Below are 25,676 nucleotides of genomic sequence, written 5' to 3' on the forward strand. Positions count from 1 at the left end.
CTGACGCAGGCATCCCGGAACCAGAGCCGGCGTCAGATCGACGCCGGCTCTGCGGCGTCTTCTTGGGCGCGGGTGGGTATGCGCAGTGCGACGAAGGTGCCGACGGCGCTTCCGGCTACGAGTAGCGCCCCCGCGGTGACGAATGCTGCCGTTCCACCTGGCCAGGCGCCGGCAACGCTGGCGAGCGTGGGGGTGGCCCAGAAGTGGCGGATCCCGAATATCACACCGAAGACGATCGCCACGGTGCACAGTGCGGGAGCCGCGGAGACCATCCATCGCGACCATTGAATGGACGCGACGATGAGTACGGCCACGGCGATGACGGCGAGTTGCAGATAGCGTCCCTGAGCGGCTCGGATGGTGCCTGCGTACAGCCACGAGCGCGCACTGCCGTATCCGAAGATCAGCAGTGGGAGAGCCCATGAGCCGTGCAGCACCACGAGCGCCCCTGGCAGACGTCGCATAGCCCAGGTGCCGAGAATGACCAGCACGCCGACGGTAGCGCTTACGGCGAGGTGGAGGATCGGGGGCTGCGGCGGTGTCTCAAGCCAGCCGAGATTCATCCACATCGAACTGGACAATGCGGTCAGGAAGCGCGGGATCCATTCGAGAAGGGCTGACGCCGAGAACTCGAACTCCACTGACCTGGACATGGGCTGGAGCGTGCCGAAACGTAGGAAGCTCGCGACGTACCACGAGCATCCGATCAGCGACACGGCTGCGCCGATCAGCATAGGCTTCCAGATCCGTGCGCGGTCTGTGCGCCAACGCCATAGGTACGCGAAGACGGCGAGGGGGAGTAACGGGAGCGCGAACCCTTTGGAGAGGAGAGCTGCTGATAGCGCGAACCCCAGACCCACAGACGTGCGTACCGTGAGGTCGCCCGTCACGACTCGGATCAGCAGCGCGACCGCGGCCGAGGTCGTGAGTGCGAGCATCGTGCCGTTGCCGACGACAGCCCCGATATGAACGAACTGCACCCACGCGGCGGGGATCATCGCCGCGATGAACGCGGCGCTCGGCGAGAGCCGCAGGCGATAGGCGGTCACAACGATGAGCCAGGGGATTGGGAGCAAGAGCAGAGCGGACGCGAGTCGGAGTACGAGGACCGCGGTCGTGATCGGCGCATCGGCGAGGGAGAGCAGGTGCACGACGCCGGCGAGGTAGAGGTAATACAGAGGGGGATGCTGGGTGATCTGGTTGCGCAGACCGGCGTCCGCTTCCGGCGACAGCTCACGCAGTTCATTGAGGGAAGGCGCGTCGTTCGGGAGGGCTCCGACGGTGACATCGATCCCGCTGTAGTCGGTCGCGCCGGCGAAGCCGAACCAGGGGTAAGATCCGCGAACGCCCGGATCCAACGGTGCGGTGCCGGGCGGCGGATATGCGGACTCCAGTGCGAGGTCGATGACCGCAGATACGTGCTGCGGCTCATCCGGGCCGCGGTATCCGGGAGCGACGACAGCCCACGCGACGAGCGCCCCGGCCAAGAGCGCCGTCGCCGCCAGTGTCCCCGCACGTGCCGCCCACTGCATCAGGCGGGCCTGGCCGATCTCTTTCGCGTCTGCATGTTCGCCGAATCTAGCAGCGCCGCGTGCCCGAGGTGTGACACGGCGGGGTCTGGGTGAACGTGACAGAGCTCCACAGCTTCAGGCGTACCCGCGTCCGGAGATCCCTACATGAGCCAACGAACACCAGCACGCGGAGGTGATAGATGAGTCAACGCCGCGAGTTGCCGAGCGCGCGACTATCACGTACCATTGATCTTTGGTGCCTTGCGCCTATCTTGGCGTGTCACGGCACCCAGCCACCCATCCACCGCAGACCGACCGGTCTGCACAAGCGTAAGCGAGGCTATGGCCAAGAAAGACGGTGTCATCGAGATCGAGGGCACGGTGTCCGAGGCGTTGCCCAACGCGATGTTCCGCGTTGAGCTGACCAACGGACACAAGGTGCTCGCCACGATCTCGGGCAAGATGCGGCAGAACTACATCCGTATCATCCCCGAGGACCGCGTCGTCGTGGAGCTCAGCCCCTACGACCTCACGCGCGGCCGCATCGTCTACCGCTACCGCTAGACCGGTCGAGAAGTAACGCCCCGGTTCCGGCCCGCTTCGGCGCGGCCGGGAGCGCCCGGCGAAGACAGCGAACAGGAAACATCATGAAGGTCAACCCCTCCGTCAAGCCCATCTGCGACCACTGCAAGGTCATCCGCCGCCACGGCCGCGTCATGGTCATCTGCAAGTCCAACCCGCGCCACAAGCAGCGCCAGGGCTGATCCCGGAGCACAGCTTGCCGGATGCCGGTTCCCCCGGCATCCGGACCACACAACTCAACACGAATACACGGCAGGATCAGAACCCGCGCGAGCGGGGGACACCTCGGGGCGGAGGCCCGGGCACCGATCCTGCTCCACACCTCCACGACACTCCTAGGAGAGCCGCATGGCACGTCTCGCCGGCGTCGACATCCCGCGCGACAAGCGCGTGGTCATCGCCCTGACCTACATCTACGGCATCGGCCGTACCCGCTCGAACGAGATCCTCACCGCGACGGAGATCGACGAGAACATCCGCGTCAAGGACCTCAGCGACGAGCAGCTCGTCGCGCTCCGCGACCACATCGAGGGCACCTACAAGGTGGAGGGTGACCTTCGCCGCGAGGTCGCCGCAGACATCCGCCGCAAGGTCGAGATCGGCTCCTACGAGGGCCTTCGCCACCGTCGCGGCCTTCCCGTGCGCGGCCAGCGCACGAAGACCAACGCGCGCACCCGCAAGGGCCCGAAGCGCACCGTCGCCGGCAAGAAGAAGGCGCGCTAAGCGCGGCCGCCGCAGGGTTTAGGAGAAGAACATGGCACAGGCCAAGTCCGCTGCGCGCAAGCCGCGCCGCAAGGAGAAGAAGAACATCGCGCTGGGCCAGGCCCACATCAAGTCGACGTTCAACAACACGATCGTCTCGATCACCGACCCCTCGGGCGCTGTCATCAGCTGGGCGTCCTCGGGTGGCGTGGGCTTCAAGGGCTCGCGCAAGTCGACCCCCTACGCCGCTGGTATGGCCGCCGAGTCGGCCGCCCGCCAGGCGCAGGAGCACGGCGTCAAGAAGGTCGACGTCTTCGTCAAGGGCCCGGGCTCGGGCCGCGAGACGGCGATCCGTTCGCTGCAGGCCGCCGGCCTCGAGGTGGGTTCCATCCAGGACGTCACCCCGCAGGCGCACAACGGCTGCCGTCCCCCCAAGCGCCGCCGCGTCTGATTCATCGCCGGGCGCCGCGCCCGTCCCCTGATCGTGGGACGGGCCGGCTCCCGGCCAGAGCACGTTTCGAACGGATGCCGGCCACGCGGCATCCCGGATCAAAACTCAACACCTCATCCACCACGTGTCATATGGCGGGCACGTGATCGAAAGGAACACACAGTGCTCATTGCACAGCGTCCCACTCTGACCGAGGAGAAGATCGGGGAGTTCCGCAGCCGCTTCGTCATCGAGCCGCTCGAGCCCGGCTTCGGTTACACGATCGGCAACGCGCTGCGTCGCAGCCTCCTGTCGTCGATCCCCGGTGCGGCTGTCACCAGCATCCGCATCGACGGCGTCCTCCACGAGTTCAGCACCATTCCCGGTGTGAAGGAGGATGTCACCGAGATCATCCTCAACATCAAGCAGCTGGTCGTCTCGTCGGAGCGCGACGAGCCCATCACCGCTTACCTGCGCAAGACCGGCGCCGGCGAGGTCACCGCGGCCGACATCTCCGCCCCCGCGGGCGTCGAGGTGCACAACGCCGACCTGGTCATCGCGACCCTCAACGACACCGCCAAGTTCGAGCTCGAGCTCACCATCGAGCGCGGCCGCGGCTACGTGTCGGCGACCCAGAACCGCAACGAGTACGCCGAGGCCGGTCAGATCCCGGTCGACTCGATCTACTCGCCGGTCCTGAAGGTGTCGTACCGCGTCGACGCGACGCGTGCCGGTGAGCGCACCGACTTCGACAAGCTCATCCTGGACGTCGAGACCAAGCCCTCGATCGCCCCGCGCGACGCCGTCGCGTCGGCCGGCCGCACGCTCACCGAGCTGTTCGGTCTCGCCCGCGAGCTGAACGTCGAGGCCGAGGGCATCGAGATCGGCCCCGCGCCGGTCGAGGCCGTCGTCTCGAGCGAGCTGTCCATGCCGATCGAGGACCTCGACCTGTCGGTCCGCTCGTACAACTGCCTCAAGCGCGAGGGCATCAACACCGTGTCGGAGCTCGTCGCCCTGTCGGAGACGCAGCTGATGAACATCCGCAACTTCGGTCAGAAGTCGGTCGACGAGGTGCGCGACAAGCTCGTCTCGCTCGGCCTTTCGCTGAAGGACTCGGTTCCCGGGTTCGACGGCGCGCACTTCTACGGCGGCTACGACGACGAGAACGCCTGAGCGGCGTCCTGACGTCGTCTCGATCAACTTCCCACCCCTGGAGTAACTGAGAAATGCCCAAGCCCACGAAGGGTCCCCGCCTCGGAGGCGGCCCCGCACACGAGCGTCTGATGCTGGCCAACCTGTCGGCCGCGCTGTTCACCCACAAGTCGATCACCACGACCGAGACCAAGGCCAAGCGCCTGCGTCCGCTCGCCGAGCGCCTGATCACGTTCGCGAAGCGCGGCGACCTGCACGCCCGTCGCCGGGTGCTCTCGGTCATCGGAGACAAGGAAGTGGTTCACGTCCTGTTCTCCGAGATCGCACCGCTGGTCGCGGACCGCGAGGGTGGCTACACGCGCATCACCAAGGTCGGCAACCGCAAGGGCGACAACGCCCCCATGGCGGTCATCGAGCTCGTCCTCGAGCCCGTGACCAAGAAGGCCAAGGCAGCCCCGAAGGCCGCCCCGGCCGCCGAGGCTCCGGTCGAGGAGGCTCCCGCTGAGGAGGCCCCCGCTGAGGAGGCCCCCGCTGAGGAGGCCGCTGAGGCTCCGGCCGAGGAGGCTCCCGCTGAGGAGGCTCCCGCCGAGGAGGCCGCCGAGGCCGCCGAGGAGAAGTCCGAGTGATCGGATGGCCGGGCGAACCGCTCGGCCTGGTCAGCTCTGACTGACCGACTGTGCATCGCGAGACCCGCGGACCCGTTCTGGGCCCGCGGGTCTCGTCGTCTCCGACGGCGCCGATCCTGCGGGCCGAAGGTCCTGGACGGATCGCGCGCAGGGTGGTGGGCCCGTATCGTGGTCGGGATGAGCGACACCCTGGCGGAGCGCATCGCGGCGGCGGGACTCGACGCCTCGGGGCCGGCCGTTCCGCGCCATCCCGACATCGCCGAGTGGCGCGCCCCGACGCGCGCCGACATCGACGCGATCCACGCCGTCACCGCCGCGGCTGATCGTGTCGACCACCCGACGTGGGTGACGCCGCGCGAGGACGTCGCCGACACGTTCGACCTTCCCGAGATCGACCACGCACGCGATTCGATCCTCGCCGTCGGTCACGACGGCCGGGTCGTCGCCGTCGGCACGTCGCTCCGGCATCCCGACGCATCGGTGCGCATCAAGGCGTATCTGCAGGGCGCGGTCCACCCCGACCGGCGCCGGCGCGGCATCGGCGCACAGCTCGGGCGCTGGCTGCACGCGCGGGCGCTGCAGCAGCTGGCCGATACCGGCTCGACGCTGCCGGGCGAGCTCGACCTGTACGCTCAGGACGGCAACGACGGCGCGGTCGTCATCGCCGAGGCGCTCGGACTGCGCACCGCGCGCTGGTTCACCACCATGGTGCGCGACAACGCGCAGCCGGTCCGCGAGAGCAGTCCGCCCGAGGGCATCCGTCTCGTGGCCTACGCGCCCGATCGGTCGGACGACGCGCGTCTCGCGCGCAACGACGCCTTCCGCGACCACTGGGGGAGCCTGCCGACCCCGCCGGAGCGCTGGCAGCAGTTCGTGGGCGGTCCGTTCTTCCGCCCCGACCTGTCGACGCTCGCACTCGAACCGGACGGGCGGATCGTCGCGTTCTGCCTCGCGTCGGTCAACGAGGACGACTGGGCGAGCCTCGGCGCGTCGAACTCCTACATCGACCTGATCGGGGTCGTGCGCGACCACCGGGGCCGGGGACTCGCGCCGCGGGTCATCGCACGCACCCTTCAGGCGATGACGGATGCCGGGCTCGAGAAGGCCGTGCTCGACGTCGACACCGACAGCCCGACCGGCGCGAACACGCTGTACGAGGGCCTCGGCTTCGTCGCGACCGAGCGCGAGAGGGTGCTGACCGCGGAGTTCTGACGGTCACTGCGGAACCGGGAGCCCGCTCGCCTCGGCCTCGGCCAGTCGCTTCACCAGCCGATCGTGGCCCCACTCGAGGCGGCGCTGCTCGACGCGGTCGACGGCATCGGCCACGGCGTCGGCGTAGCGGCGACCGCCGGCGGCGCCGGGATGGATGCGGTCGCTGGCGAGCTCCGCGGGGTGGGACGCGATCGCCGACGCCCAGTCGGCCACGACCACGTTGCGGTGCTGCGCGGCGAACGCCCGCAGCGTCTCGTTGACGCCGGGGATCCAGCTGCGCGGGGCCGACGCGTTGACGAGCACGAGGCCGCGGCCGGGTCCCACCAGCTCCACGAGCCGGTCGAGCGCCGACGGGTCGACCGTGCCGTTGGTCCCCAGCGCGACGACGACGATGTGCCGCAGCTCGCCTGCATCCGCCAGCTCCTCGATCAGTCGCGGCGCCGCCCACATCGAGCGCGACACCTCGGCGTCGATGCGGATGCCGGGGAGCCCGTCGATCAGCGCGCCCGAGGCCGCGAGCATGACCGAGTCGCCGATGGCGTCGACGGCCGAGCCCGGGATGTCGACGGAGGTCACGCTCCCGTCGCCCGCGGCCGCTGCCCCCTCGTCGGCGCGTGCGGCCGCGGCCTCCGCGTCCGCGAGCGCCTCGAGCGCCGCCTGCCGTTGTGCCCGCTCGAGGGCCGCCTCGCCGGCCGCCACGGCCTGCTGCACGCTCGTCTGATCGGGCGCCGCGGCGATGGCGCCGGTCGTGCCCGCGACGACCAGGACGCTCGCGACGGCGACCGACGCCGCCCGCACGCGACGACGCCCGGGCGCGCGCAGCAGCTCGCGGAACCTGCCCGCGGCGCCGCGGAACCCGAGTGTGCGCACCGGCTGCTCGATGAACCGGTACGACGCCCACGCGACGAGCACCGTCGCCGCGAGTACGGCGCCGCCGATCCACACCGGGACCCCTGCCTCGGGCCCGGTGCCGACGGCGGCGAACAGGGCGAGCACGAGCAGCGGCCAGTGCCACAGGTAGATGCCGTACGAGCGCTCGCCGATCCATCGCAGCGGCGCCGCGTCGAGGGCCGCGCCGAGCGGCGAACCCGGCCACACCGCCGTGACGACGAGCGCCACCGACAGCGCGCTCGCCGCGAGCAGCGACAGCGCGTATCCGGTGTGGGCGCCCCCGAGCGGGAAGAAGGCCAGCGCGGCCAGTCCCGCGAGAGCGATCCCGCCCACCAGACTCGTCGCGACGCGCGTCGCGACAGGCGGACCCTCGCGCTCGGGCTCCGCCGTCCGCGCCGACGGCGGCAGCACGATCGTCCATCCCGCCGGAAGGACCACGTAGGCCGCATCGAGCAGCTCGCCCGGTGCCGGCGGGCGCGGGGGCACGTCGACGAAGCGCAGCGATGTGCCGGCGGCGGCCGGGGCGGAGCGGCGGGGTCGGCGTTTCCGCGCCGGTTTCGCGTCCGCGTGCGAGAGCATCGGCGCCAGTGCGAACGCCGCGGCGGCGCCCAGGAGCAGACCGAAAGCGTGGGTGTCGGTACCGTAGTAGACGCGCGTGGCATCGGCGCCGCCGGCCAGCATGAGCCCCATCTCGAGGGCGGATGCCGCAGCCAGCGCGGCGGCCGCGGCCACGAGCATCCACGTCCGGCGCAGCACGAAGAACAGCGGCAGCACGAGGGGCCACAGCAGGTAGAACTGCTCCTCGACCGCGAGCGACCACACGTTGCGGAACAGCTCCGGCGCCGACGCGTCGAAGTACCCGGTGTCCGCGGCGATCGTCCACCAGTTGAACGTGAATGTCGCCGCCCCGAGGATCTGCGCTCCGAGCCGGTACAGCACGTCTCCGCCGACGAGGAGCCCGAGCGACGCGCACACCGTGATCATGACGGCGAGCGCCGGCAGCAGCCGCCGGGCTCGCCGGCGCCAGAACCCGGGGAGGCTCGCGCGCTGCTGCACGTGCTCGCGCAGCAGCAGACTCGTGATGAGGAAGCCGCTGATCACGAAGAACACGTCGACGCCGATGAAGCCGCCGGGCAGGACCGCGGGCGGGAAGAGGTGGTACAGCACGACGAGGCCCACCGCGATCGCGCGGAGGCCGTCGAGGCCCGCGTAGCGGGCGGGGGAGGGCGTGGACATGATCAGAGGCTCCGACCTGGCCGGCACCTCAGGGTAGTTCCTCGGCGATTGCTCACCGCGGATGCCGCGCCCGCGTGCGCCGCATCGGAGACGCCGCCGGTACACTGCGAGTGTGCCCCGGGTCATCTGCGTCGACGCCGTCGGGGCGCGCATCGGCATCGACCTGGACGGTGTCCGTGACGAGATCGCGGAGGCCGTCGAGCGCGCGTGGGCGGACGCGGTCGCTCCTGGCGACGCCGAGCCGGATGCGACCGTCCGCCCGCGCGATGCCGACGTGTCCCGCACCCTCGAGTCGCTGTCGCAGCAGGTCACCTACGCCGCGCTGGACGCCGGCCGCGGCCGGGTGTGGATGCTCCACGCCGCCGGTGTCGCGGGCGAGAGCGGCGACGTGGTGGTGCTCGTCGGGCCGTCGGGTCGCGGCAAGACCACCGCATCCCGCTCGCTCGGGCGCGTGTTCGGCTACGTCTCCGACGAGACGATCGCGATCGAGGCATCCGGCCGCGTGCGCGCGTACCGCAAGCCGCTCTCGATCATCGAGGAGCGCGGCCGGCCGAAGGTCCAGGTCGCGCCGTCCGAGGCGGGCCTGGCGCCGCTGCCGGACGCACCGCTGCGCGTGCGGGCCATCGTGATGCTCGACCGTGACCCCGAGCACTCCGGCGCGCCCGTGCTGGAGCCGGTCGAACTGGGCGACGCGCTCGAGGAGCTCGTCGCGCAGTCGAGCTTCCTCGTCCACGCCGAGGCCCCGCTGCGCTTCATCGCCGCCGTCGCCGAGGCGACCGGGGGAGTGCGGCGGCTGAGCTACGCCGAGGCATCCGATCTCGCCCCGGTGGTCGCCGAGCTGCTCGACGCCGGCGACGGCCACGCACCGATCGTCGTCGCGGACGTCGTCCCCGACCCGGTCGCGGCGGCCGCGTCCCCGGAATCGACGGATCCGGTGCTGCCCGCGACCGTCGAGCGACCCGCCCGCTACTCTCGCGCGTCCTGGGCCGACCATGCCGAGCTGCCCGAGCCGGACCGCATCGCGATCCTGACGACGATGGCCCGCGGCACCGGCACCGTGCGCGTGATCGCCGGCGTCGCCCCCGCGATCTGGCGGGCGGCGGATGCCGCCACGCTCGACGACCTCGTCGAAGCGGCGGTCGACGCCTACGGTGCGCCCGAGGGGCAGGATCCCCGGCCGGTGGTCCTGATGGCGGTGGCTGCCCTCATGGACGCGGGGCTGGTCGTCTCGGACGAGCCGGTGGTGCAGCGTCGCGAGGATGTCGCATGGGTCGACCGCGACGACCAGGTCTACGCGCTCGCGCTCGGCGACCTCTCGTCGCAGCCGCGCATGCTCGCCGATGCCGGCGCCGTCATCTGGGACTGGCTCGCGTCCCCGTCGACGGTGACGCAGCTGGCGGCGCGCGCGACCGAGGAGTCGGGCGTGCTGGATCCGCAGGTGGCGGCCGACGTCGAGGCGTTCGTCGCGGATCTGGTCGACTGCCTGTTCGTCGAGGAGCTCCCCGCCGACTTCGGCGCCGAATCGGAGACGGTCCCCGCCTCGCCGGCATCCGCTTCGGACGTTCGGCCGGTGGCGCGCGCGGCGGAGGAGAGCGCCGACGGCGAGCCCGCCTGAGGTCCCGGGCCCTTGGCCCCTGGCGCGCCGTCGGTGCGGCTTCTACGTTCGAGGTGAACCGAGAGAGAGGTCGACATGAGCGACAAGGTCCTGGTCGGAGTCCTTCCGGGCGACCCCCGCCCGCACGTGCTGAAGTGGGCGGCGCTCCACGCCCGCGGACGGCAGCGGACGATCGAGCTGGTGTCGATCATCGGCGGCGCGGTCGGGGCGGTCGGCGAGCAGTCGCTGGTCGTCGAGGCCGAGGAGCACGCGCGCACGGCGCTCGAGGCCCAGCGTGATGCGCTCGTGGCCGAGGGCTTCAGCGTGACCGTCCATGTCGGGCACGGGAACCCCGTCTCCGGGCTCATCGAGGCGTCGAAGGACGCTGCGATGCTCGTGATCGGCAGCGATTTCCGCGGTGAGGGCCACGGCCCGGTTCGCGGGCCCCACGGCATCCGCATCGTGAGCGGCGCGCACTGCCCCGTGGTGGTCGTGCGCGAGCCCGACGAGCGCGAGCGCCGCGGCGTGGTCGTGGGCGTCGACGGCTCGGAAATCAGCGAGAAGGCCATCGCGTTCGCGGCCGCTGAGGCCGATCGTCTAGGTGAGCCGCTCATCGGGGTGACGACGTGGGCGCCGATGGAGGTGCCGCGCAGCCCCGGGCTCTACCCGTCCGAGTACCTGCACTCGCTCGCGGCGCTCGCGGACGAGGCATCCGCCATCTCGCTGGCGGGGCTCGCGCAGACCTACCCCGACCTGGTCGTGGAACGCCGCGTCGAGCAGGGGTACCCGGGTGAGGCGATCGTCGACGCCGCGTGGCACGCGCATCTGACGGTCGTCGGGTCGCACGGCCGCGGCGTCATCGCGCGCTTCCTGCTCGGGTCGGTGAGCGAAGAGCTGCTGATGCGGCTGCCGAGCTCGGCCGCGATCGTGCGCTGACGCGCCGGGGCCACGCGAGGCCCCGCCGGTAGGCTGGCAGCGTGCGCATCCGGCTCGACATCGCCTACGACGGCACGCACTTCCGCGGCTGGGCGCGACAGCCGGGCCTGCGCACCGTGCAGGGCACGATCGAGGATGCCGTGGCGCGCGTGCTGGGCGGCGACCCGCGGCTCGTGGTGGCCGGGCGCACGGACGCGGGCGTCCACGCATCGGACCAGGTCGCGCATCTGGACCTCGACGAGAGCCAGCAGCAGCGGCTGCTCGCCGTGCGAGGGCGGCGCGGGTCGGTTGGTCGGCAGGATCAGGCAGCGGTTCTCGCGCACCGCATCACGGGCGTGCTCGGGCAGTACTCCGACGTCGCGATCGTTCGCACGGCGCTCGCGCCCGACGGGTTCGATGCGCGGTTCTCGGCGGTGTGGCGCCGGTACGCGTACCGGATCGCGGATCGCGTGGCCGGGTACGACCCGCTGGAGCGGCTCCGCACGACGACCGTGAAGGCGTCGCTGGATGTCGAGCGGATGGATGCCGCCGCCCGCAGCCTCGTCGGGCTGCACGACTTCGCGGCCTACTGCAAGCCGCGGCCCGAGGCGACCACGATCCGGACGCTGCTGGAGTTCGACTGGCGCCGCGACCGCGACGGCGTGCTGATCGCGAACGTCAAGGCGGACGCGTTCTGCCACAGCATGGTCCGCGCGCTCGTCGGCGGCTGCGTCGCGGTGGGCGAGGGTCGGCTCGAGGTCGACGACCTCGCCCGCATCCGCGACGCTCTCGCGCGCATCCCCGAGGTGAAGGTGCTCGCGGCGCGTGGGCTCACCCTCACCGAGGTGGGGTATCCGGCCGACGACCTGCTCGCGTCGCGGGCAGAGCAGACCCGCGCGCGCCGCGACCGCGACTGACCGCTACAGGCCGCTCCAGCGGCCGATCGGCCACAGGATGACGACGGCCTTGCCGACGACGCCCGCGCGGGTGGCGAAGCGCCAGCAGGTCTCGTCGGCGTCGGCGACGCGACAGGCGCGGGCCGAGTCGGAGGAGTTCGTGCGGTTGTCGCCCAGGACGACGTACGAGTCCTCGGGGACGGTCACCGCGACCAGGCACCGCAGCGACGTCGGCTCGGAGTCGCAGTCGAGGGTGCCGGGCTCGAAGGCGTAGTCGCTGCCGAGGTAGGGCTCGTCGAGGGGTTCGCCGTCGACGAGCATGCGGCCGTCGGCGTCGCAGCACTCGACGGTCTGACCGGACGACGCGATGACGCGCTTGATGAGGGTGTGGGGACCGGTCGGCCCGAACCCGCTGACCTCGCCGATCCACCGCAGGACCGTCCTGATCGGGTTCTCCTCGGCGGTTCCGCTGATGCTCCACGTGCTGTCGGCGTCGAACACGATGACGTCGCCGGTCGCGGGCTCGGAGCCGACGTACGCGAGCCGGTTCACGAGCACCCGGTCGCCGGGCTCGAGGGTCTCGGCCATCGACGACGACGGCACCCAGAACGGCTTCGCGACGAAGCTGAGCACGAGGCCGGTGAGCACGACGGCTGCGGCGAAGTGGAACCACGTGCTCGACACGATGCGTCGCCACAGCGGTGGGCGTGCAGGCGCCTCGGTGGTTGTCACCTCGCCACCGTATCGCGGTGCGCGAGGCCTGGTTGTGAGCCTGCTTCGCACTCGCCCAGGGGAGGCCGAAAGTCATACCGCCGAAACACTCGCGGGCATAGGCTGACATCGACATGAAGGTCATCTCGTACAACCTGCGCAAGCACCGGGCCGCTACCGAACTCGACGCCCTGGTCGAGCGCCACAACGTCGATGTGCTGTGCCTGCAGGAGTGCGATTCGACCGACATCCCCGACAACATCCACGGGCTCCGCCTGGCCGAGGCGACGCAGCGCAATCGGCTGGGGTTGGCGGTGTACTACCGCGAGAACACGTACCGCGCGGTCGACGTGCGGGCGATCGCGCTGAAGAAGTCGCTGCATGACTACGTCCTCAAGCCCGCCGAGGAGCGGATGCTGGGCGTGCGCCTGCACGACATCGACGCGAACCGCGACATCATCGTCGCCTCCTTCCATGCCGCGCCGCTGACGGCGCTCAACTCGCTGCGCCGGCATCAGATCCGCACGGCGCTGGAGGAGATCGAGCACCTGGGCGACGGGCTCCCGGCGCTCATGGTCGGCGACTACAACTATCCGGTGTTCAAGGAGAAGCTCGGCCAGCACGTGCGGCGGCACGGGTACGAGCTGTCGCTGAGCGATTCGCGCACGTACACGCGGTACCGGTTCTTCCGCGGGCACTACGACTTCGCGACGTCGTCGGGCTTCACCATCGACAAGGTCAAGACGCTGCCGCAGGGGCTCAGCGACCACCTGCCGATCCTGGTGACGGCGCGCGTGACGCAGGAGGCGGCGCTCGGCGTGGCGTGATCGCGCCGGGGCATGCTCCCACGCTCGGGCTGCGCGCGTCGTCCCGCGGATCCGCCGTCCTTCCCGGCCGGAAGCGGCGCGCGGCAGCGCTCGCCGGTTACTGCGCGACCCGAGCGGGACCGAAGTCGTCCGCCCTGTGAAGCGTTCGCGTCGGGCGCAGCGCGAGCGCGCGCGAGATCCGGGTGCGCATGACTCCGCGAGCCGTGCCGGTCAGACCCTCCTGCCAGGCCTCCCGCTCCGACCAGACCCAGACCGTTCCGGCCTGATCGCGCGGTGCGGGGTAGATGCTCGTCCCCGCCTCGGCTGCCCGCAGCAGCGTCGGCTCCAGGAGCGCTGCGTGCCGGTGCGAGGCGCACGCGAGCGGCATGCGGGTGCTGATCGGGTTGCCCGCGGGGTCGTACCCGAACTGCCGGATCACGGCGTCGCACATGGTCGCGATCGCGTCGTCCATCTCGTCGGCGTCTCGACGCCACGCGAACGCGCGGGCCGGATCGATGCCCGAGGCGTTCTTCTTCTTCCACCATTCCGCCGAGAGGATCATGCCCTCCGCCGCCCGCTCCGGCGCGAGCATGTCGGGGTGGAACTCGGCTCCGGCAGCGTCGCAGATCGTGGTGAGCGCTGACGTGGGGTCGATGAGGAAGTCTTCGAAGCGCACGTCGATGATCGCGGCCTCGACAGCGGGGTCTTCTTCGCGGGCCCGGGCGATCTCGGCGTGATCGAGAAGCCACTGCCAGGCGTCGGCCACGCGTGATCCCGTGGCCCATGGCAGCCCGACCAGAGATCGGACGACGTCGCGGGGGTCGCGCACCACGTGCACGATCGTCGCATCGGGGAAGTGGTCGACGATCTCGCGCAGGTACCAGAGATGATTCGGCGTCTTCTCCACCCATCGCGGAGGGCCCTGGTCGCCCTGCAGCGATGACTCGAACAGCGCCGCCAGCATCGCCGACTGGGACGGCTGCCGCTGCTCGAGATAGCGCGTGAGGTCGTCGGTCGACACTCCGAACATGTCGATGACGCGTTCGCCGTGGCGTGACAGCGAGCCGAGCAGTTCGACCGCCTTCGTCGGCCACGCCGGGTCCGTCGCGGCGTCCGCGCGAGCCTGGGCACCGAGGCGGAAGAAGAAGTCGCTCTCGGGCCCGCCGTGGAACGCCGGGTGCGCGGCGATCGCGGCCGATACCAGCGTCGTGCCGGAGCGGGGGGCGCCGACGACGAACACCGGCGACGTGGTCATCACGCTGTGCTCCCCGATCTGCCGTGGATTCCGGGCGACGGACGTGCGCGCCCGCACGCGTGGCTCGCGCACGGCATCAGCGTACTCGACGGTCCGCGCCATCCTATCGGCGGGTGGCGGGCGGCGGGGGATCGCCTACGCGGCAGCCACCGGATGCTTCGCGCAGTGCGCGGCCGTGCCGGCATCCGTGCATGTCTCGCACTGCACGACGCGCACCTTGCATTCGGGGTCAGCACAGTTGACCATGAGCGAGGAGGCCCCGTCGCATGTGGTGCACTGGCCGATGACGGCCGCGTTCGCGCCGAACGACATCGCCTCGCGGCCGTCGAAGACGTAGAGCGAGCCTTCCCACAGGCCAGTGTTGCCGAAGCTCTCGGCGTAGCGGACGATGCCGCCGTCCATCTGGTACACCTCGGTGAACCCGCGCGAGACCATGAGGCTCGAGAGCACTTCGCAGCGGATGCCGCCGGTGCAGTAGGTGACGACCGGACGCTCCTTGAGGTGGTCGTACTTGCCGGAGTCCAGTTCGGCGACGAAGTCGCGCGTGGTGGCGACATCCGGCACGACGGCGTTCTTGAACCGGCCGATCTCGGCCTCGAACGCGTTGCGTCCGTCGAAGAACGCGACGTCGTCGCCGCGCTCCGCGACGAGCTTGTGCAGCGCACCGGGCGAGAGGTGGGTGCCGCCGCCGATGACGCCGTCCTCGTCGACGCGCAGTTCTCCGGGGGCGCCGAAGCTGACGATCTCATCGCGCACCTTGACCGACAGGCGCGGGAAGTCGAGGCTGCGACCGTCGTCGTCGAGTCCGGTGCCCTCGGACCACTTGAAGTCGATGTCGCCGAAGCCCGGGTACTCGCGGGTCTTGCGCCAGTACGTCTTGACGGCGTCGAGTTCGCCGCCGACGGTGCCGTTGATGCCGTCCTTCGAGATGAGGATGCGTCCGCGGAGCCCGAGCAGCTCGCACAGGTCGCGTTGCCACAGCCGCACCGCATCGGGGTCGGCGATCGGCGTGAACCGGTAGTAGAGCAGGATCTTCGCGATGGGCACCGGCCAAGATTACTTGCCGGGCCTGGGAGAACCTCGGCACGTGCACGTCTGATCCATCACGCGGCGAAGTCATACAGCGCCCTCCCTCCGAGACGCGGCGTGCGTGCCGGATCCACGTCCGCCGGCGGGATGAACCACACCGCGGAGTCCCGGCGGGCGCCGTCGACTCGGATGTCCCACCCGTTGTCGTGTATCCGGTGATGGCAGCTCTCGCACAGCAGCACCCCGTTCGCGAGATCCGTGGGTCCCGCGTCTCTGGTCCACCATCGGATGTGATGGGCCTTGGTCCACCCCGGTGGTGCCCCGCACATCGCGCATCCGCCATCGCGTTCGACGAGCGCGAGCTTCTGCGCGCGGGTGAAGAGTCGTCGCTCCCGTCCCCAGTCGACGATCTCGCTGTCGGCGCCCAGGACGCAGGGGATCACCGCTCCGCCGGCGGCCATGCGACGCGCCGTCTGCGCCGAGACCGGGGTCGAGAGGCCGTCGACCGTCGCGAAACCTTCGTCGGACTGCAGGTCGGCGAGCGTCATCCGCACGATGACCGTGGCGCCCTGAAGCGGGAGGTCCGTCTCGCCGCACCCCATCGTGTGCTCGATGAGGTGGATCAGCGCGTCGGCCTGCATCTGCGGGATGCTCGGGCGCGGGAGGGCGTCGCCACTCGTGGCGTTGCCGCTCGCCGCGCCCGCGGTGTCGTCGCCGCTCGTGGCGTTGCCGCTCGCCGCGCCCGCGGTGTCGTCGCCGCTCGTGCCGTCGCCGCTCGCCGCGCCCGCGGTGCCGTCGCCGGTCGCCTCGCCCGCGGTGCCGTCGCCTTTGGAGTTCTTCCCCAGGTCTCCAGCGGAGCCCGCCGGGGCGCCCGCCGCGCCCGCCGGGGCGCCCGCCGCGCTCGCCGGGGCGCCCGCCGCGCCCGCCGGGGCGCCCGCCGCGCTCGCCGGGGCGCCCGCCGCGCTCGCCGGGGCGCCCGCCGCGCCCGCCGGGGCGCCCGCCGCGCTCGCCGGGGCGCCCGCCGCGCCCGCCGCATCCCCGCCGCGGCCCCGGCCCGCTCGCTCGCGCTGCATCCGCAGTCGCGATGTCACGATCGCCTCGATCGCGGTCTTGAAGACGGCGCCGTGCTCGGGGTCGAGGATGGCCGAGATGTGCAACATGCCGTCCTTGCCCTCGCGGATATGGAGGGCGCGCTGCGAGCGCAGCTCGCTCTCACGCTGGGCGACCCCGACCGGATCGAGCCATGCTTCGGCGCGCGCGAGCACGCGGGTCAGATCGTTGAGCGACAGCATCCGCGCCTTCTCGACGAGCTCGGACTCGGCTCGGCGCAGCGCGTCGGGATCGGCGGCCAGCGCGACCTTGGTGAGGAGGCGCACGATCGCGCCCGCAGCGGCGACTCCGATGCGTCCCGCGGCGAGGGCCTCGGCGACGACCGGGAAGCGTGCCGGCCTGGTCTCACCGTCGAAGCCGGAGCGCGGCGCGGTCGCCTCGCCCACCTCGAGCAGGCGGGCGGCCTCGCCGGTCGACACTCCGGTGGTCGTCGCGATGAACGTGACGGGGGAGCGGAAGCCGCGCTTCTTCGCGAGCCCCTCGGGCCCGAGGTCGGGGCGCGACTTGCGCGCGACCTCGTGCGCGACGCGCGTCTTGGCCGCGTCGACGTGCCGCTGGACGAGAGCCAACTGCGTCGTCACCAGCGCGAGATCGTCACCGGAGAGCTCCGCGACATCGACGTCGTCGGCCCACAGACGGCGCACGACGTCGAGCGCCTCGCCGAGGGGGACCAACGGGTTCGTCATGCCCGCTACGCTACGCGGGGGTTCGGACATTTGTTCGATGGTCAATGTCGATGTGCAGAACCCCCAGAGTGCCAAGCCTGGGGAGGAGCGGATGCCGCCGCACACCGCACGAGCGAAGACCCGGGGAGGGGCCGCCGAGCCCCTCCCCGTCGGCATCCGTCGCTGCGCATCCCCCGATCCGCTGCGATGTCCGCCCCCGTGCCGCGGCGCGATCCCCCGATCGGCGCGCGGCGCAATGATCATTCAAGCGCGCCCGTCCGGCACCGGCATGCATCGAGTCCGCATTTCGGACACTTCCGGAAGAACCGGACACCTTCTGCTGAGCCGCTGATCCCGTGCTTATATGAGAGAGGCGGGTGGGACCGCCACCACAGCAGAACATCTGGGGAACGCGAATGACAGCAGCGCCGCCGCCGGGCGACGAGAGGACCATGACGGATGCAGGAGCAGACACGAAGGAGCGCTTCGCCGCCGACCTGCGCAAGCTGAGACTCGACGGGGGCAACCCCACGCTCAAGCGCCTGCAGGACGAGACGGGCATCTCGCGGTCGGTGCTCTCGGAGGCCTTCGCCGGACGCTCCCTGCCGACCGCCCGCACGGTCGACGGCGTGGTGCGGGTGTGCGACGGTGACACGGCGTCCTGGCTCGACCGTCGCGACGTTCTCGCCGGCCTCGCCGTCCCGCCGCCGGTGCCCGCTGCGGTCGCGCCCGCGCCGACGACGGATGCTGAGACCGCCGCATCCGCACCGGCAGCGCCCGCTGTCACCGGCATCCGCCAGCGCACGGCGATTCTGATCGCGGCGATCGCGTTTCTGCTCGGCGTGGCTAGCGGTGCACTGGCGACTGCGGCGACGGCGCAGTTCTCCTAGACCCATCTCGGCCGCCCAGCAGATGGCCGACGAGAGCCACGACCGGGTCGCGCCTGTGGCCCGCGACGCTTGCCGCGTCACGCGGCTGATCACCTACCCCCGCGGCAGCTGCTCCCACGCGTTGCCCGCGGCGTTGAGCCGGTGGCCGTTGACGATGTCGCCCGGCAGGTAGTGGGTGACGCGCTCCCATTGACCGGATGCGGTGAACCGCCACCCGTTCTGGATCCAGCCCACCGGTGGCGGGGGCCCCTGCGACGGCGCCTGCGGAACGTCCCTCGCGGGTCGCACGATGGGCTGGGCCGTGGGCTGGTGGGGCTGCGCAGGCTGCACCGGCGGCAGACGAACCGCCGCAGGCTGCGCCGACGCCCCCTGTGGCGCACCAGCGGCAGGACCGGCCCCACCGGCACCGCCGGCACCGCCGGCACCCCCCGCGACCCCCGCGACCCCCGCGACCCCCGCCGCCCCCGCCGCCGCCCCGGCGACCACCGGCCCCGCCGCACCGCGCGTGGCGGCGGTGTCCGCCGACGGCAGCCGCATCACCCCCGCGAGCTCGTAGTCGACCTTCTTCTCGGCGACCTGCACGCCCTCGCACTTCAGGGTCGCCGTGATCGTCCCGCGGCCGGTGCGCACGGCGACGATCTCGCCGCCCTTGACGACGACGAGGCCGCCTTCGACCTTGGTCTCGAGTTTCACTTCGAACGGGATGCTGGTGATCTTGCGCTCGTCGACGATGACGTCGACCGACGGCTCGTACGTCGACTCGAGCTTGTGGTCGGCGAGGGTCACGACCTCTTCGGCCTTGGGGTCGTTCTCGGTCTTGGAGATGGCGGCGGCGATCTTCTGGTTCTTGGTGAGCGCCGAGCCGATGACGCCGCCGAGGTCGGCGCCCAGCACGTCGCCGACGACGTGGCCGATGCGGGCGCCGAGGATGTCGAGCCCGATGGCGGTCAGGCGCGCGATCGCGTCGGCGACGCCGCCCTTCTTCGCGGACTTCGCGGCCTCCTGCCGCAGCTTCGGCGGGGGCTCGCTCTCGGGCAGAAGGATGTCCTTCACCGTGGTGGATGCGGTTGCGGTGGTCATGGCTTCTCCTCGATCACGCGGTGCTCCCATGTGCCTGGTTCGCCGACCAGCCGGAACGACGGCGGCTCGGGCGCGGGGACGTCCGGGGTCGTGGTGTGGTGGATGGTCGTCGCGCGCTGCGGCATGAGCCGCACGTGCTCGCGCACGAGCTTCTCCTGCCGGCGCGGGCCTCTGATCCGCGCGATGGTGGTCGCGCCGAGGATGAGCAGCAGTGCGGCGCCGATCGCTCCCAGCGCCCAGGGGAGGGGATCGATGACCGGAGGCGGCGGAACGACTCCCTGCGCCGTGAACGTCGACTGCGCCTCGACCAGCTCGCCGGTGCGCAGGGCGCCGCTCAGCCTGATCGTGCCGTCGCCTTCCTGCTGCGGGATCACCGAGAAGCCGAAGCCCAGCGACTGCCCGCCCGCGAGCGTCACCGCGCCGAAGTCGAGCGTCGTCCCCGACACGGTCGGCGGCCCGATGCCTTCCACCGACCCGTCGACGTAGTCGGTGCCGGGCGGCAGTTCGGCGGTGAGCCGGGAGATCACCTGCGTCGAGTCGTTCGGGTTGCTCACCGTCGCTTCGACGCGGACCTCGTCCCCCACCTGCGGCTCGGCTGTGCTCAGCGAGATCGACCCCTGCAGGGGTGCGGGCGGCTGGACGACCGCCGGTGCTCCGGTGATGCGGGTGAGCATCGTGACGCCGACGGACTCGTCGCCGGCGACGAGGTCCCAGCTGAGCGCGATCGCGTGGTCGAGGGTCTCGCCCTCCTGGTCGATCGAGTCCGGCAGCGCCTGCCGGCTGCCCACCCGGGCCCAGACCACGGGGGCGCTGGCGAATGTGAAGTGGCTGCCGTCGGTGCTTTCGGGCACGAACTCCAGCACCCGCCCATCCGGATCGACCACGCCGGACTCGCTCGACGGGTGGCACCGGACGGCACCCGACCCGGGGTCGTAGGAGCCGAGGCCGAAGTCGGAGTCCGCCAGCCGGCAGTCGCCGGCGTGGTAGACGACGACGTCCGAGGTGGTCTCGATCCCGCCCCGGACGGTGATGCGGGTGCGGTAGAAGTCGTCGCCGGGCACGTACGAGTCGATCTGGCTGACGGTGATCGAGTCGTTCGTGACGACGGTCCAGATGAAGTAGGGGTCCTCGTCGGTCCCAGTTCCGCCGGTGCCCTGCAGCACCGGCTTCCACGGCGTCTGCTGCGCGCGACCGCCGCCGGGGATGTCGGCCGGGCCGTAGAGCGCCTGCTCGGTCGCGACGAAGGTGCCGCAGGCCGTCTCGGCGTCGAACTCCGACAGGTCGTCGTCGATGTGCCGCACGCGGCAGCTGAGGTCGCCCGAGATCTCGATCAGCGTCAGCGGGCCGTCCGAAACGATCGTCGCGGGCGGTTCCTCGGCTGAAGCGCGAACGCCTCCCACCGCCGCCGGGATCGACGCGCCGACCGCGGTGCCTGCATCCTGCACCGCCGAAGGGGGAGCGGATGCGGCCACGCACGCGCCCGCGATGAGCAGCGCCGCGGCCGTCGCGGCGATCGCTCTCGTCCTGCTTCGCATCGAATCCCCCAAGAATTCACATGCGCAGTCCCCGTGGGCAACGCTACTCACGAGGATGAGGACGCGTAAGGCCCGTCAGATACGGCGGCGTTTCGGAGCGGGCGCGGGTGGATCCTCAGCGTTCCGCTCTTCGCGTGGGCGCGGCGCATTGCGCCGCGTGTGGACGCTACCGGTTCGCAGCGAGGAATCCCGCGATCTCGGAGTCGGAGAGCACCGAGGTGAGTTCCGGGTCGATCGGCATGAAGTCGCGGACGGCCGGGTTGCCGAGTCCCGTCGCGAGTCGTTCCCGCACGATGTCGTCGCTGAGAGGGCGCCTCTCCCATCGCACCAGGTAGCAGCCGAGCGAATAGGCGAGGATGGGGTCGATCGCGAGTGCGGCGTCCTCGATGAACGGGCCCGCGTTCCCAGGCTCGCCTCTTGCTGCGCGCAGCGCGAGCAGGTCGATCTTCACGCGGGCGCGGATCATGCGATTCTCGGTCGTTGGGGCGACGCCGTCCACCCATCGGGTGAGAAGCGCGTGGGCGTCCGTCGCGAGCGCGCCTGAGCCCTGCGTCGGGCGCTGTGCGAGGTAGTTGCGGGTCATCGCCGCGAGGGTCGCGAGCGCGGTCTTGTAGGGTGCGTCCGAGCGAGTCCGTGCGACGGAGCCCAGTTCGATCTTCCGGGCAGTCAAGCGGTCTCGCAGTCTCTCGCCGTAGGCCAGGATCCGATCTGGATCGACCTCGGCGCGGTTGCGCGCGTAGTCCAGCATCCATTGGGCGAGGCGGTTGTACGGGTCGGCGAGTGTCGCGGCCTCGAGCGTCGCGACGGCGTCTGTGGGGTCCTTCCCTCGGAGCAGCCACCCGATCGCGATCGAGACGAGCGCGATGCTCGTCGGGCTCGTCGCCCCCATCAGCGCCGGCGCGAAGTCGTGGTCTTCGGTCGCTGCGAGCTCGACGAGCACGTGTGCCGCGATGACGGTGGCGAGAAGGTCTCGTGAGTTTGGAGGGGTTGGCGCGGCGCCGGGTGAGCCCGTGGCCGCATCCGCAATGGGCGTCGCCTGGGCGGCGTAGAGCCCGGCGAGCCGGAGTACGGGCCGCTTCTTCGGCTTGTCCGGGGGCGGGGCGATTGCCTCGGCGACGACAGCGAGCTGACCGTACGGCGCCGAGGCGAGCCGGACGCGGGCGGACTTGCGCAGACGGTCGTGGCGAGAGATGGAGACGGATGCCTCGTTGACGCCGTGCTGGGTGACGGTGATCTTCCAGGGCACGATACCGAGCACGAACAGGACGATCCCTTTGACGCCTTCAATCCAGCCCTGGCTGGAGAGGGCAGTGAGCGATGTGGAGAGAGTCTCGAGCTCTGCCCCGGTCGGCACCTCGACGGCGCGTGAGGGGCCGGCGATGGAGTGGAGGCGACGCAGAACGTCGTCGCGGGTGAGGTTGGTCGTCGCGTCGGCATCCTTCGCTTCGCTCGTCACCGTCAGGTCGAGCCGCATCCGCGATGCGAGCCAGCAGGCGAGCGCGATCGCGCCGATGATCGCTTCGGCCCCCAACGCGAGGAGGAGCGCGACGTCGGGTGCGAGGGTGTTCTGCTGTGTCGCTGCGCCGACAGCGGAGATGACGAGCGGCACGCTGACGAGCAGCGAGATTCCGGTCGTCCCGACGATCCGTCGATCGACGCGCGACGACTGGCGCATGCGGATCGGGGGCAGTTCCATGAGGAGCCGGGCGAGGACGAACATCGCCAGTGCGGCACCGGCGATGAATCCGACGGAGCCGGCGAGAGGCTCGAGCTGCGACTTCCAGTACTCGTCCCATGCTTCGCCGAACGCGGCCGTCGGAGGGGTGGGGGTAGGGGTCGAGCATGGACTCGACTCCTTCTCGGACTCGTCGTCGGAACACCCGCCTGCGGGGGTCGGAGCGGGCGTCGAGGTGGTCGTCGTGGTCGTCTCCGTCGTGGTGACGGACTCCTGCGCGCTTCCCTCGGCCGTCGCAGTCGCGACGACGGTTTCTCTCACGGTGATGCTCTCGGTGACGGGCTCCGCCTCGTCTGCCGTGCACGTGCTCTCGCACTCGACGCTCTTGTCGGCGGTGTCGCCGGCCGCGGCATCGCGAGCGCTGCCGATGAGCGCACCGATCAGCACGAACAGGAGGATCGCAAGCGAGACGAGGATCACAACTCCCGGCGTGACAGCCGGCGCCCGCCGCTTTCCTGGTGCGATCGCGTCATCGGACATGTGAGCCCCCGCTCGCCCGTGCACCGACCCCCATCGGCGCGATGCACACATCGTGTCGGGCCACCAGCAGGGCCGTCAAGCGCGCGTGCGAAACCTGCTTGTGGTCCTGAGCCAAAACGAAGGATCCCCCGGCCGCCGAAGGCGGCCGAGGGATCCTGAAGTCTGCTGCGGGAAGCGTTGGTTAGGCGTCGACCTTCGCGCGGTTGCGGCGGACGGATGCCGCGACCGCGATCGCGCCGCCGGCGAGGACGAGCGCCCCGCCGCCGACCCACAGGCCGAGCAGCTCGCCGCTCTCCATACCGGTGACGGGGAGCGATCCTCCGCCATCGGCCTCCGAGTCGGTCGCGACCGTGATCGTCGCGCTGCCGCCGGTCGACGTCTCAGACGTCGCGGAGATCTCGTAGACGCCCGACGCATCGGTCGGGAACGTGATGCCGGTCGAGAGCGACCCGGTCGAGGACGACTGTGCGGTGCCGGTCGACGTCGTGGCGAACTTGAAGAATCCGATCGAGACCGAGGACGCTCCTCGGACGGTGATCGTGACCCGCTCGTTCGGCGAGAAGGTGCCGTCTGCGCACTCCATCGCGACACGCGAGTTGGGAGACGCGACGTTCGACGCGACGGTGCAGGCCCCCGAGGGCGGGTAGATCGTCGCCGCCTGGGCGGCCGAGCCGAGACCGAGCGTCGAGACGGCGACGAGTGCGGCGATCGCGGCTGCGTTGCGGATCTTGTGCTTCATGCTCTTCAACTCTTTCGTGCTGGCCCACAGGCGCCTCTGGGAAAACAGGGCAGACAGCATAAACGCCGAGTTCGGAATCCCGAGCTACGGCGCCCCCTGATTTGAGTCTAGGGGTCCCAACAGGCAACTCCCAGTTTCGGGCGTTACATCTCGATTAACTGTCGGCGTCTGCCGCACCGCCAGTTGTGCCCCGCTGGGCTCGGTCGTGCGCACGGCAACCCGTGCGGTCGCGGACTCTCCGGGGGCGAGCAGGATCTCGAAGCTCAGCACCTGGCGGCCGTCGATGAACCCGCCCCCGAACCCATCGCCGGTCGTGAGTGTGGCGTCGGCGAGTTCGAACCCTTCGGGCAGATAGAGGTACCCGACGGTCGAGGCCGACCCCGGTTCGACGCCGTACGCTCCGCCGCCGGTGATGTACTCGGCCAGTCCCGATGCGGGTGCCTCGTTCGCGATCGTGACCTCGAGGACGGCGGTTCCCGATGCCGCGCCGGCGGCATCCAGGGTGCAGGCCTCCCACAGCGCGGTCGTCTCGACGGACTGGTAGTAGTCCATCTTCGAGCCGGTTCCGTCGTTGAGGTATACCCCGAACGGCGTCGTGCGTCGCGTGGTCTCGAGCGGCGCGCCGGCGAGCGTCGTATCGGCGAGCACGGCCTGATCCTCGTCGTGCGCGCTCCACAGCATCACGCGGTACTCGTCGCCCGCGCGGGCGAGACCCGCGAGAAGCGTGCCCGCGTTGAATCCGCGCTGTGTCAGCGCCTGGAAGATCGCCGACGTCGTGTCGGAGAAGAACTGGTTCTGCTGCTCCGGGTCGGGGTACCGCACGTACACCTCGTTCAGCAGCAGCTCGACCGCGTTGCCGGCGGTGAGCGTGTCGCCGGTCGGAAGCTCGACAGGACCCGTCGCCTCGAGGATGTATGACAGGGCGACGGGGTCCAGCGCGATGACCCCGTCGACCTGCGTGGCGTGCCGGTCGGCCCACATCGCCTGCGCGAGCTGGCCCGATACCTCGAAGTCGGGCACCTGTGTCACGTTGTGCATCCACGTCGCCGGTCGCACGCCGTAGACAGCGGTCAGTTCCGGGTCGAGGTCGAGGACCGGCGGCACGAAGGAACCGATATTGGCCGCGTAGTCCTGTTCGGTCAGGATTAGGCCGCCGTCGTCGGTGTGCACGACGGCGAGTGCGCCGGCGATCCCGCCGAGCGAGCGCCATTCGGCGTTGTTCTGGAAGATCACCAGGTAGTCGCGTGGCTCGTCCTGCCCGAGCATGGCGGGGATGAGGACGGATGCCCGAGCGAGCGCATCGGTGGCGTGCGCGGTCTCTGTGAACAGGTCCGACACCTGATCGACCACGTCTGCGAGAGGGCCGATCAGCGCGGGGGAGTTGGCGAATTCTATGGCTTCTGCCGCGCCGCCTATGGAGTCGGCGGCACGGGCTGCGGCATTCTGCACGGCGACGAAGCCGTCGAGGCTGATTCGGCCATCGATCGGCCGGAAGGCGTCGGCTGGGAGCGTCGAGGCGACTTCGGCGAGTGGCGTCAGGGCATCGACCGCGACGGCGTCGGCCGAGGCGGCGATGGTCGATATCGCGTGCAGTTGGGGCCCGATCCACGGCAGCTGCTCGACCGCCTGCCAGGTCACATCGCTCGTGAGCGCGTGTGCTGTGCCGGTGTCAGCGGCGAGCCCCGTGATCAGCTCCGACACAGCCGCAGGGTCGTCGACGTTGGCGACAACCTCGAGCGCCTGGCCGCGGGCGCTCCGCAGGAGGTCTGCCGCGATGGCTCCCCGCACAGCGACCCAGGCGAGTGCGCAGATCGTGGCGATCAGCGCGCCGGCGACGACCCACAGCGTCACGGTACCTGCGACCCGGAGGGGGCGCGGGAGGGTCGGCGAGGTC

The 25,676-nt window shown here is 70.9% G+C and carries 23 protein-coding genes; 12 read left to right on the top strand and 11 right to left on the bottom strand.

Annotated elements, in window-relative coordinates; translation table 11 throughout:
* Positions 1–32: 32 nt before the first annotated feature.
* Positions 33–1,532 (bottom strand): phospholipid carrier-dependent glycosyltransferase, encoded by a 1,500-nt coding sequence (locus tag HD594_RS06755; protein ID WP_184750216.1) that lies wholly within the window; start codon positions 1,530–1,532, stop codon positions 33–35.
* Between the two features lie 321 nt (positions 1,533–1,853).
* On the opposite strand from HD594_RS06755, the gene infA reads away from it, so the two are divergent.
* From infA to HD594_RS06790, 7 genes are all read left to right on the top strand, one after another.
* A complete protein-coding gene (gene infA / locus HD594_RS06760; protein WP_013583992.1) occupies positions 1,854–2,075 on the top strand; it encodes a translation initiation factor IF-1 in 222 nt (73 codons plus the stop codon).
* 83 nt (positions 2,076–2,158) lie between these two features.
* Positions 2,159–2,275, top strand: coding sequence for a 50S ribosomal protein L36 (gene rpmJ, locus HD594_RS06765; RefSeq protein WP_005050492.1), 117 nt, complete (start codon positions 2,159–2,161; stop codon positions 2,273–2,275).
* Positions 2,276–2,441: 166 nt separating this feature from the next.
* Positions 2,442–2,816, top strand: coding sequence for a 30S ribosomal protein S13 (gene rpsM, locus HD594_RS06770; RefSeq protein ID WP_184750217.1), 375 nt, complete (start codon positions 2,442–2,444; stop codon positions 2,814–2,816).
* Positions 2,817–2,847: 31 nt separating this feature from the next.
* Entirely contained in the window at positions 2,848–3,246 is a 399-nt protein-coding gene (rpsK, locus tag HD594_RS06775; protein WP_167038520.1) for a 30S ribosomal protein S11, read from the top strand.
* A gap of 162 nt (positions 3,247–3,408) precedes the next feature.
* A complete protein-coding gene (locus HD594_RS06780; protein ID WP_184750218.1) occupies positions 3,409–4,398 on the top strand; it encodes a DNA-directed RNA polymerase subunit alpha in 990 nt (329 codons plus the stop codon).
* A gap of 53 nt (positions 4,399–4,451) precedes the next feature.
* Entirely contained in the window at positions 4,452–5,003 is a 552-nt protein-coding gene (rplQ, locus tag HD594_RS06785; protein ID WP_184750219.1) for a 50S ribosomal protein L17, read from the top strand.
* Between the two features lie 177 nt (positions 5,004–5,180).
* The gene (locus HD594_RS06790; RefSeq protein WP_184750220.1) at positions 5,181–6,215 is read left to right on the top strand and encodes a GNAT family N-acetyltransferase; all 1,035 of its coding nucleotides are present in this window, start codon (positions 5,181–5,183) and stop codon (positions 6,213–6,215) included.
* Between the two features lie 3 nt (positions 6,216–6,218).
* On the opposite strand, the gene HD594_RS06795 is transcribed toward HD594_RS06790, so the two are convergent.
* A complete protein-coding gene (locus HD594_RS06795) occupies positions 6,219–8,342 on the bottom strand; it encodes an acyltransferase family protein (protein WP_184750221.1) in 2,124 nt (707 codons plus the stop codon).
* A gap of 112 nt (positions 8,343–8,454) precedes the next feature.
* Here HD594_RS06795 and HD594_RS17835 point away from each other — a divergent pair, with 112 nt between their 5' ends.
* From HD594_RS17835 to truA, 3 genes are all read left to right on the top strand, one after another.
* Positions 8,455–9,957 (top strand): PqqD family peptide modification chaperone, encoded by a 1,503-nt coding sequence (locus HD594_RS17835; protein ID WP_184750222.1) that lies wholly within the window; start codon positions 8,455–8,457, stop codon positions 9,955–9,957.
* 75 nt (positions 9,958–10,032) lie between these two features.
* Positions 10,033–10,872, top strand: coding sequence for a universal stress protein (locus HD594_RS06805; RefSeq protein ID WP_184750223.1), 840 nt, complete (start codon positions 10,033–10,035; stop codon positions 10,870–10,872).
* Between the two features lie 41 nt (positions 10,873–10,913).
* Complete coding sequence (gene truA / locus HD594_RS06810; RefSeq protein ID WP_184750224.1) at positions 10,914–11,768, top strand: tRNA pseudouridine(38-40) synthase TruA; 855 nt, start codon at positions 10,914–10,916, stop codon at positions 11,766–11,768.
* 3 nt (positions 11,769–11,771) lie between these two features.
* Here truA and lepB read toward each other — a convergent pair whose 3' ends face one another.
* Positions 11,772–12,479: a signal peptidase I gene (gene lepB, locus HD594_RS06815; RefSeq protein ID WP_184750225.1), complete on the bottom strand. Its 708-nt coding sequence runs from the start codon at positions 12,477–12,479 to the stop codon at positions 11,772–11,774.
* A gap of 113 nt (positions 12,480–12,592) precedes the next feature.
* On the opposite strand from lepB, the gene HD594_RS06820 reads away from it, so the two are divergent.
* Positions 12,593–13,285, top strand: a complete 693-nt coding sequence (locus tag HD594_RS06820) for an endonuclease/exonuclease/phosphatase family protein (RefSeq protein WP_184750226.1) — start codon at positions 12,593–12,595, stop codon at positions 13,283–13,285.
* Between the two features lie 97 nt (positions 13,286–13,382).
* On the opposite strand, the gene HD594_RS06825 is transcribed toward HD594_RS06820, so the two are convergent.
* The 3 genes from HD594_RS06825 to HD594_RS17675 form a co-directional block, all read right to left on the bottom strand.
* Entirely contained in the window at positions 13,383–14,591 is a 1,209-nt protein-coding gene (locus tag HD594_RS06825; protein ID WP_184750227.1) for a sulfotransferase family protein, read from the bottom strand.
* A 63-nt stretch (positions 14,592–14,654) separates the two neighbouring features.
* Complete coding sequence (trhO, locus tag HD594_RS06830) at positions 14,655–15,566, bottom strand: oxygen-dependent tRNA uridine(34) hydroxylase TrhO (protein WP_184750228.1); 912 nt, start codon at positions 15,564–15,566, stop codon at positions 14,655–14,657.
* A 56-nt stretch (positions 15,567–15,622) separates the two neighbouring features.
* On the bottom strand, positions 15,623–17,344 hold the full coding sequence (locus HD594_RS17675) for a DUF222 domain-containing protein (RefSeq protein WP_276511978.1): 1,722 nt from the start codon (positions 17,342–17,344) through the stop codon (positions 15,623–15,625).
* Between the two features lie 431 nt (positions 17,345–17,775).
* On the opposite strand from HD594_RS17675, the gene HD594_RS06840 reads away from it, so the two are divergent.
* Entirely contained in the window at positions 17,776–18,213 is a 438-nt protein-coding gene (locus HD594_RS06840; RefSeq protein WP_184750229.1) for a helix-turn-helix domain-containing protein, read from the top strand.
* Between the two features lie 93 nt (positions 18,214–18,306).
* Here the strand turns inward: HD594_RS06840 and HD594_RS06845 are convergent, their stop codons facing one another.
* The 5 genes from HD594_RS06845 to HD594_RS06865 all read right to left on the bottom strand — a co-directional run bounded on the left by HD594_RS06845 (position 18,307) and on the right by HD594_RS06865 (position 25,633).
* Positions 18,307–19,293 (bottom strand): hypothetical protein, encoded by a 987-nt coding sequence (locus HD594_RS06845; RefSeq protein ID WP_184750230.1) that lies wholly within the window; start codon positions 19,291–19,293, stop codon positions 18,307–18,309.
* Positions 19,290–20,828, bottom strand: a complete 1,539-nt coding sequence (locus tag HD594_RS06850) for a DUF11 domain-containing protein (protein ID WP_184750231.1) — start codon at positions 20,826–20,828, stop codon at positions 19,290–19,292. The genes HD594_RS06845 and HD594_RS06850 overlap by 4 nt, the downstream gene beginning before the upstream one ends.
* A 166-nt stretch (positions 20,829–20,994) precedes the next feature.
* Positions 20,995–23,043 (bottom strand): hypothetical protein, encoded by a 2,049-nt coding sequence (locus HD594_RS06855; protein ID WP_184750232.1) that lies wholly within the window; start codon positions 23,041–23,043, stop codon positions 20,995–20,997.
* A 181-nt stretch (positions 23,044–23,224) separates the two neighbouring features.
* Complete coding sequence (locus HD594_RS06860) at positions 23,225–23,782, bottom strand: cell wall protein (protein WP_184750233.1); 558 nt, start codon at positions 23,780–23,782, stop codon at positions 23,225–23,227.
* A gap of 84 nt (positions 23,783–23,866) precedes the next feature.
* Positions 23,867–25,633: a DUF4012 domain-containing protein gene (locus HD594_RS06865; protein WP_184750234.1), complete on the bottom strand. Its 1,767-nt coding sequence runs from the start codon at positions 25,631–25,633 to the stop codon at positions 23,867–23,869.
* Positions 25,634–25,676: the final 43 nt, after the last annotated feature.

Origin of the sequence: Microbacterium thalassium (assembly GCF_014208045.1) — a bacterium.
Classification (GTDB): Bacteria; Actinomycetota; Actinomycetes; order Actinomycetales; family Microbacteriaceae; genus Microbacterium; species Microbacterium thalassium.

What these genes read in the sequence shown, in the direction of transcription:
- HD594_RS06755 (WP_184750216.1), bottom strand. Translation starts at nt 1,532, where the DNA reads ATGCAGTGGGCGGCACGTGCGGGGACACTGGCGGCGACGGCGCTCTTG.
- infA (WP_013583992.1), top strand. Translation starts at nt 1,854, where the DNA reads ATGGCCAAGAAAGACGGTGTCATCGAGATCGAGGGCACGGTGTCCGAG.
- rpmJ (WP_005050492.1), top strand. Translation starts at nt 2,159, where the DNA reads ATGAAGGTCAACCCCTCCGTCAAGCCCATCTGCGACCACTGCAAGGTC.
- rpsM (WP_184750217.1), top strand. Translation starts at nt 2,442, where the DNA reads ATGGCACGTCTCGCCGGCGTCGACATCCCGCGCGACAAGCGCGTGGTC.
- rpsK (WP_167038520.1), top strand. Translation starts at nt 2,848, where the DNA reads ATGGCACAGGCCAAGTCCGCTGCGCGCAAGCCGCGCCGCAAGGAGAAG.
- rplQ (WP_184750219.1), top strand. Translation starts at nt 4,452, where the DNA reads ATGCCCAAGCCCACGAAGGGTCCCCGCCTCGGAGGCGGCCCCGCACAC.
- HD594_RS06790 (WP_184750220.1), top strand. Translation starts at nt 5,181, where the DNA reads ATGAGCGACACCCTGGCGGAGCGCATCGCGGCGGCGGGACTCGACGCC.
- HD594_RS06795 (WP_184750221.1), bottom strand. Translation starts at nt 8,342, where the DNA reads ATGTCCACGCCCTCCCCCGCCCGCTACGCGGGCCTCGACGGCCTCCGC.
- HD594_RS06805 (WP_184750223.1), top strand. Translation starts at nt 10,033, where the DNA reads ATGAGCGACAAGGTCCTGGTCGGAGTCCTTCCGGGCGACCCCCGCCCG.
- HD594_RS06820 (WP_184750226.1), top strand. Translation starts at nt 12,593, where the DNA reads ATGAAGGTCATCTCGTACAACCTGCGCAAGCACCGGGCCGCTACCGAA.
- HD594_RS17675 (WP_276511978.1), bottom strand. Translation starts at nt 17,344, where the DNA reads ATGACGAACCCGTTGGTCCCCCTCGGCGAGGCGCTCGACGTCGTGCGC.
- HD594_RS06840 (WP_184750229.1), top strand. Translation starts at nt 17,776, where the DNA reads ATGACGGATGCAGGAGCAGACACGAAGGAGCGCTTCGCCGCCGACCTG.
- HD594_RS06845 (WP_184750230.1), bottom strand. Translation starts at nt 19,293, where the DNA reads ATGACCACCGCAACCGCATCCACCACGGTGAAGGACATCCTTCTGCCC.
- HD594_RS06850 (WP_184750231.1), bottom strand. Translation starts at nt 20,828, where the DNA reads ATGCGAAGCAGGACGAGAGCGATCGCCGCGACGGCCGCGGCGCTGCTC.
- HD594_RS06855 (WP_184750232.1), bottom strand. Translation starts at nt 23,043, where the DNA reads ATGTCCGATGACGCGATCGCACCAGGAAAGCGGCGGGCGCCGGCTGTC.
- HD594_RS06860 (WP_184750233.1), bottom strand. Translation starts at nt 23,782, where the DNA reads ATGAAGCACAAGATCCGCAACGCAGCCGCGATCGCCGCACTCGTCGCC.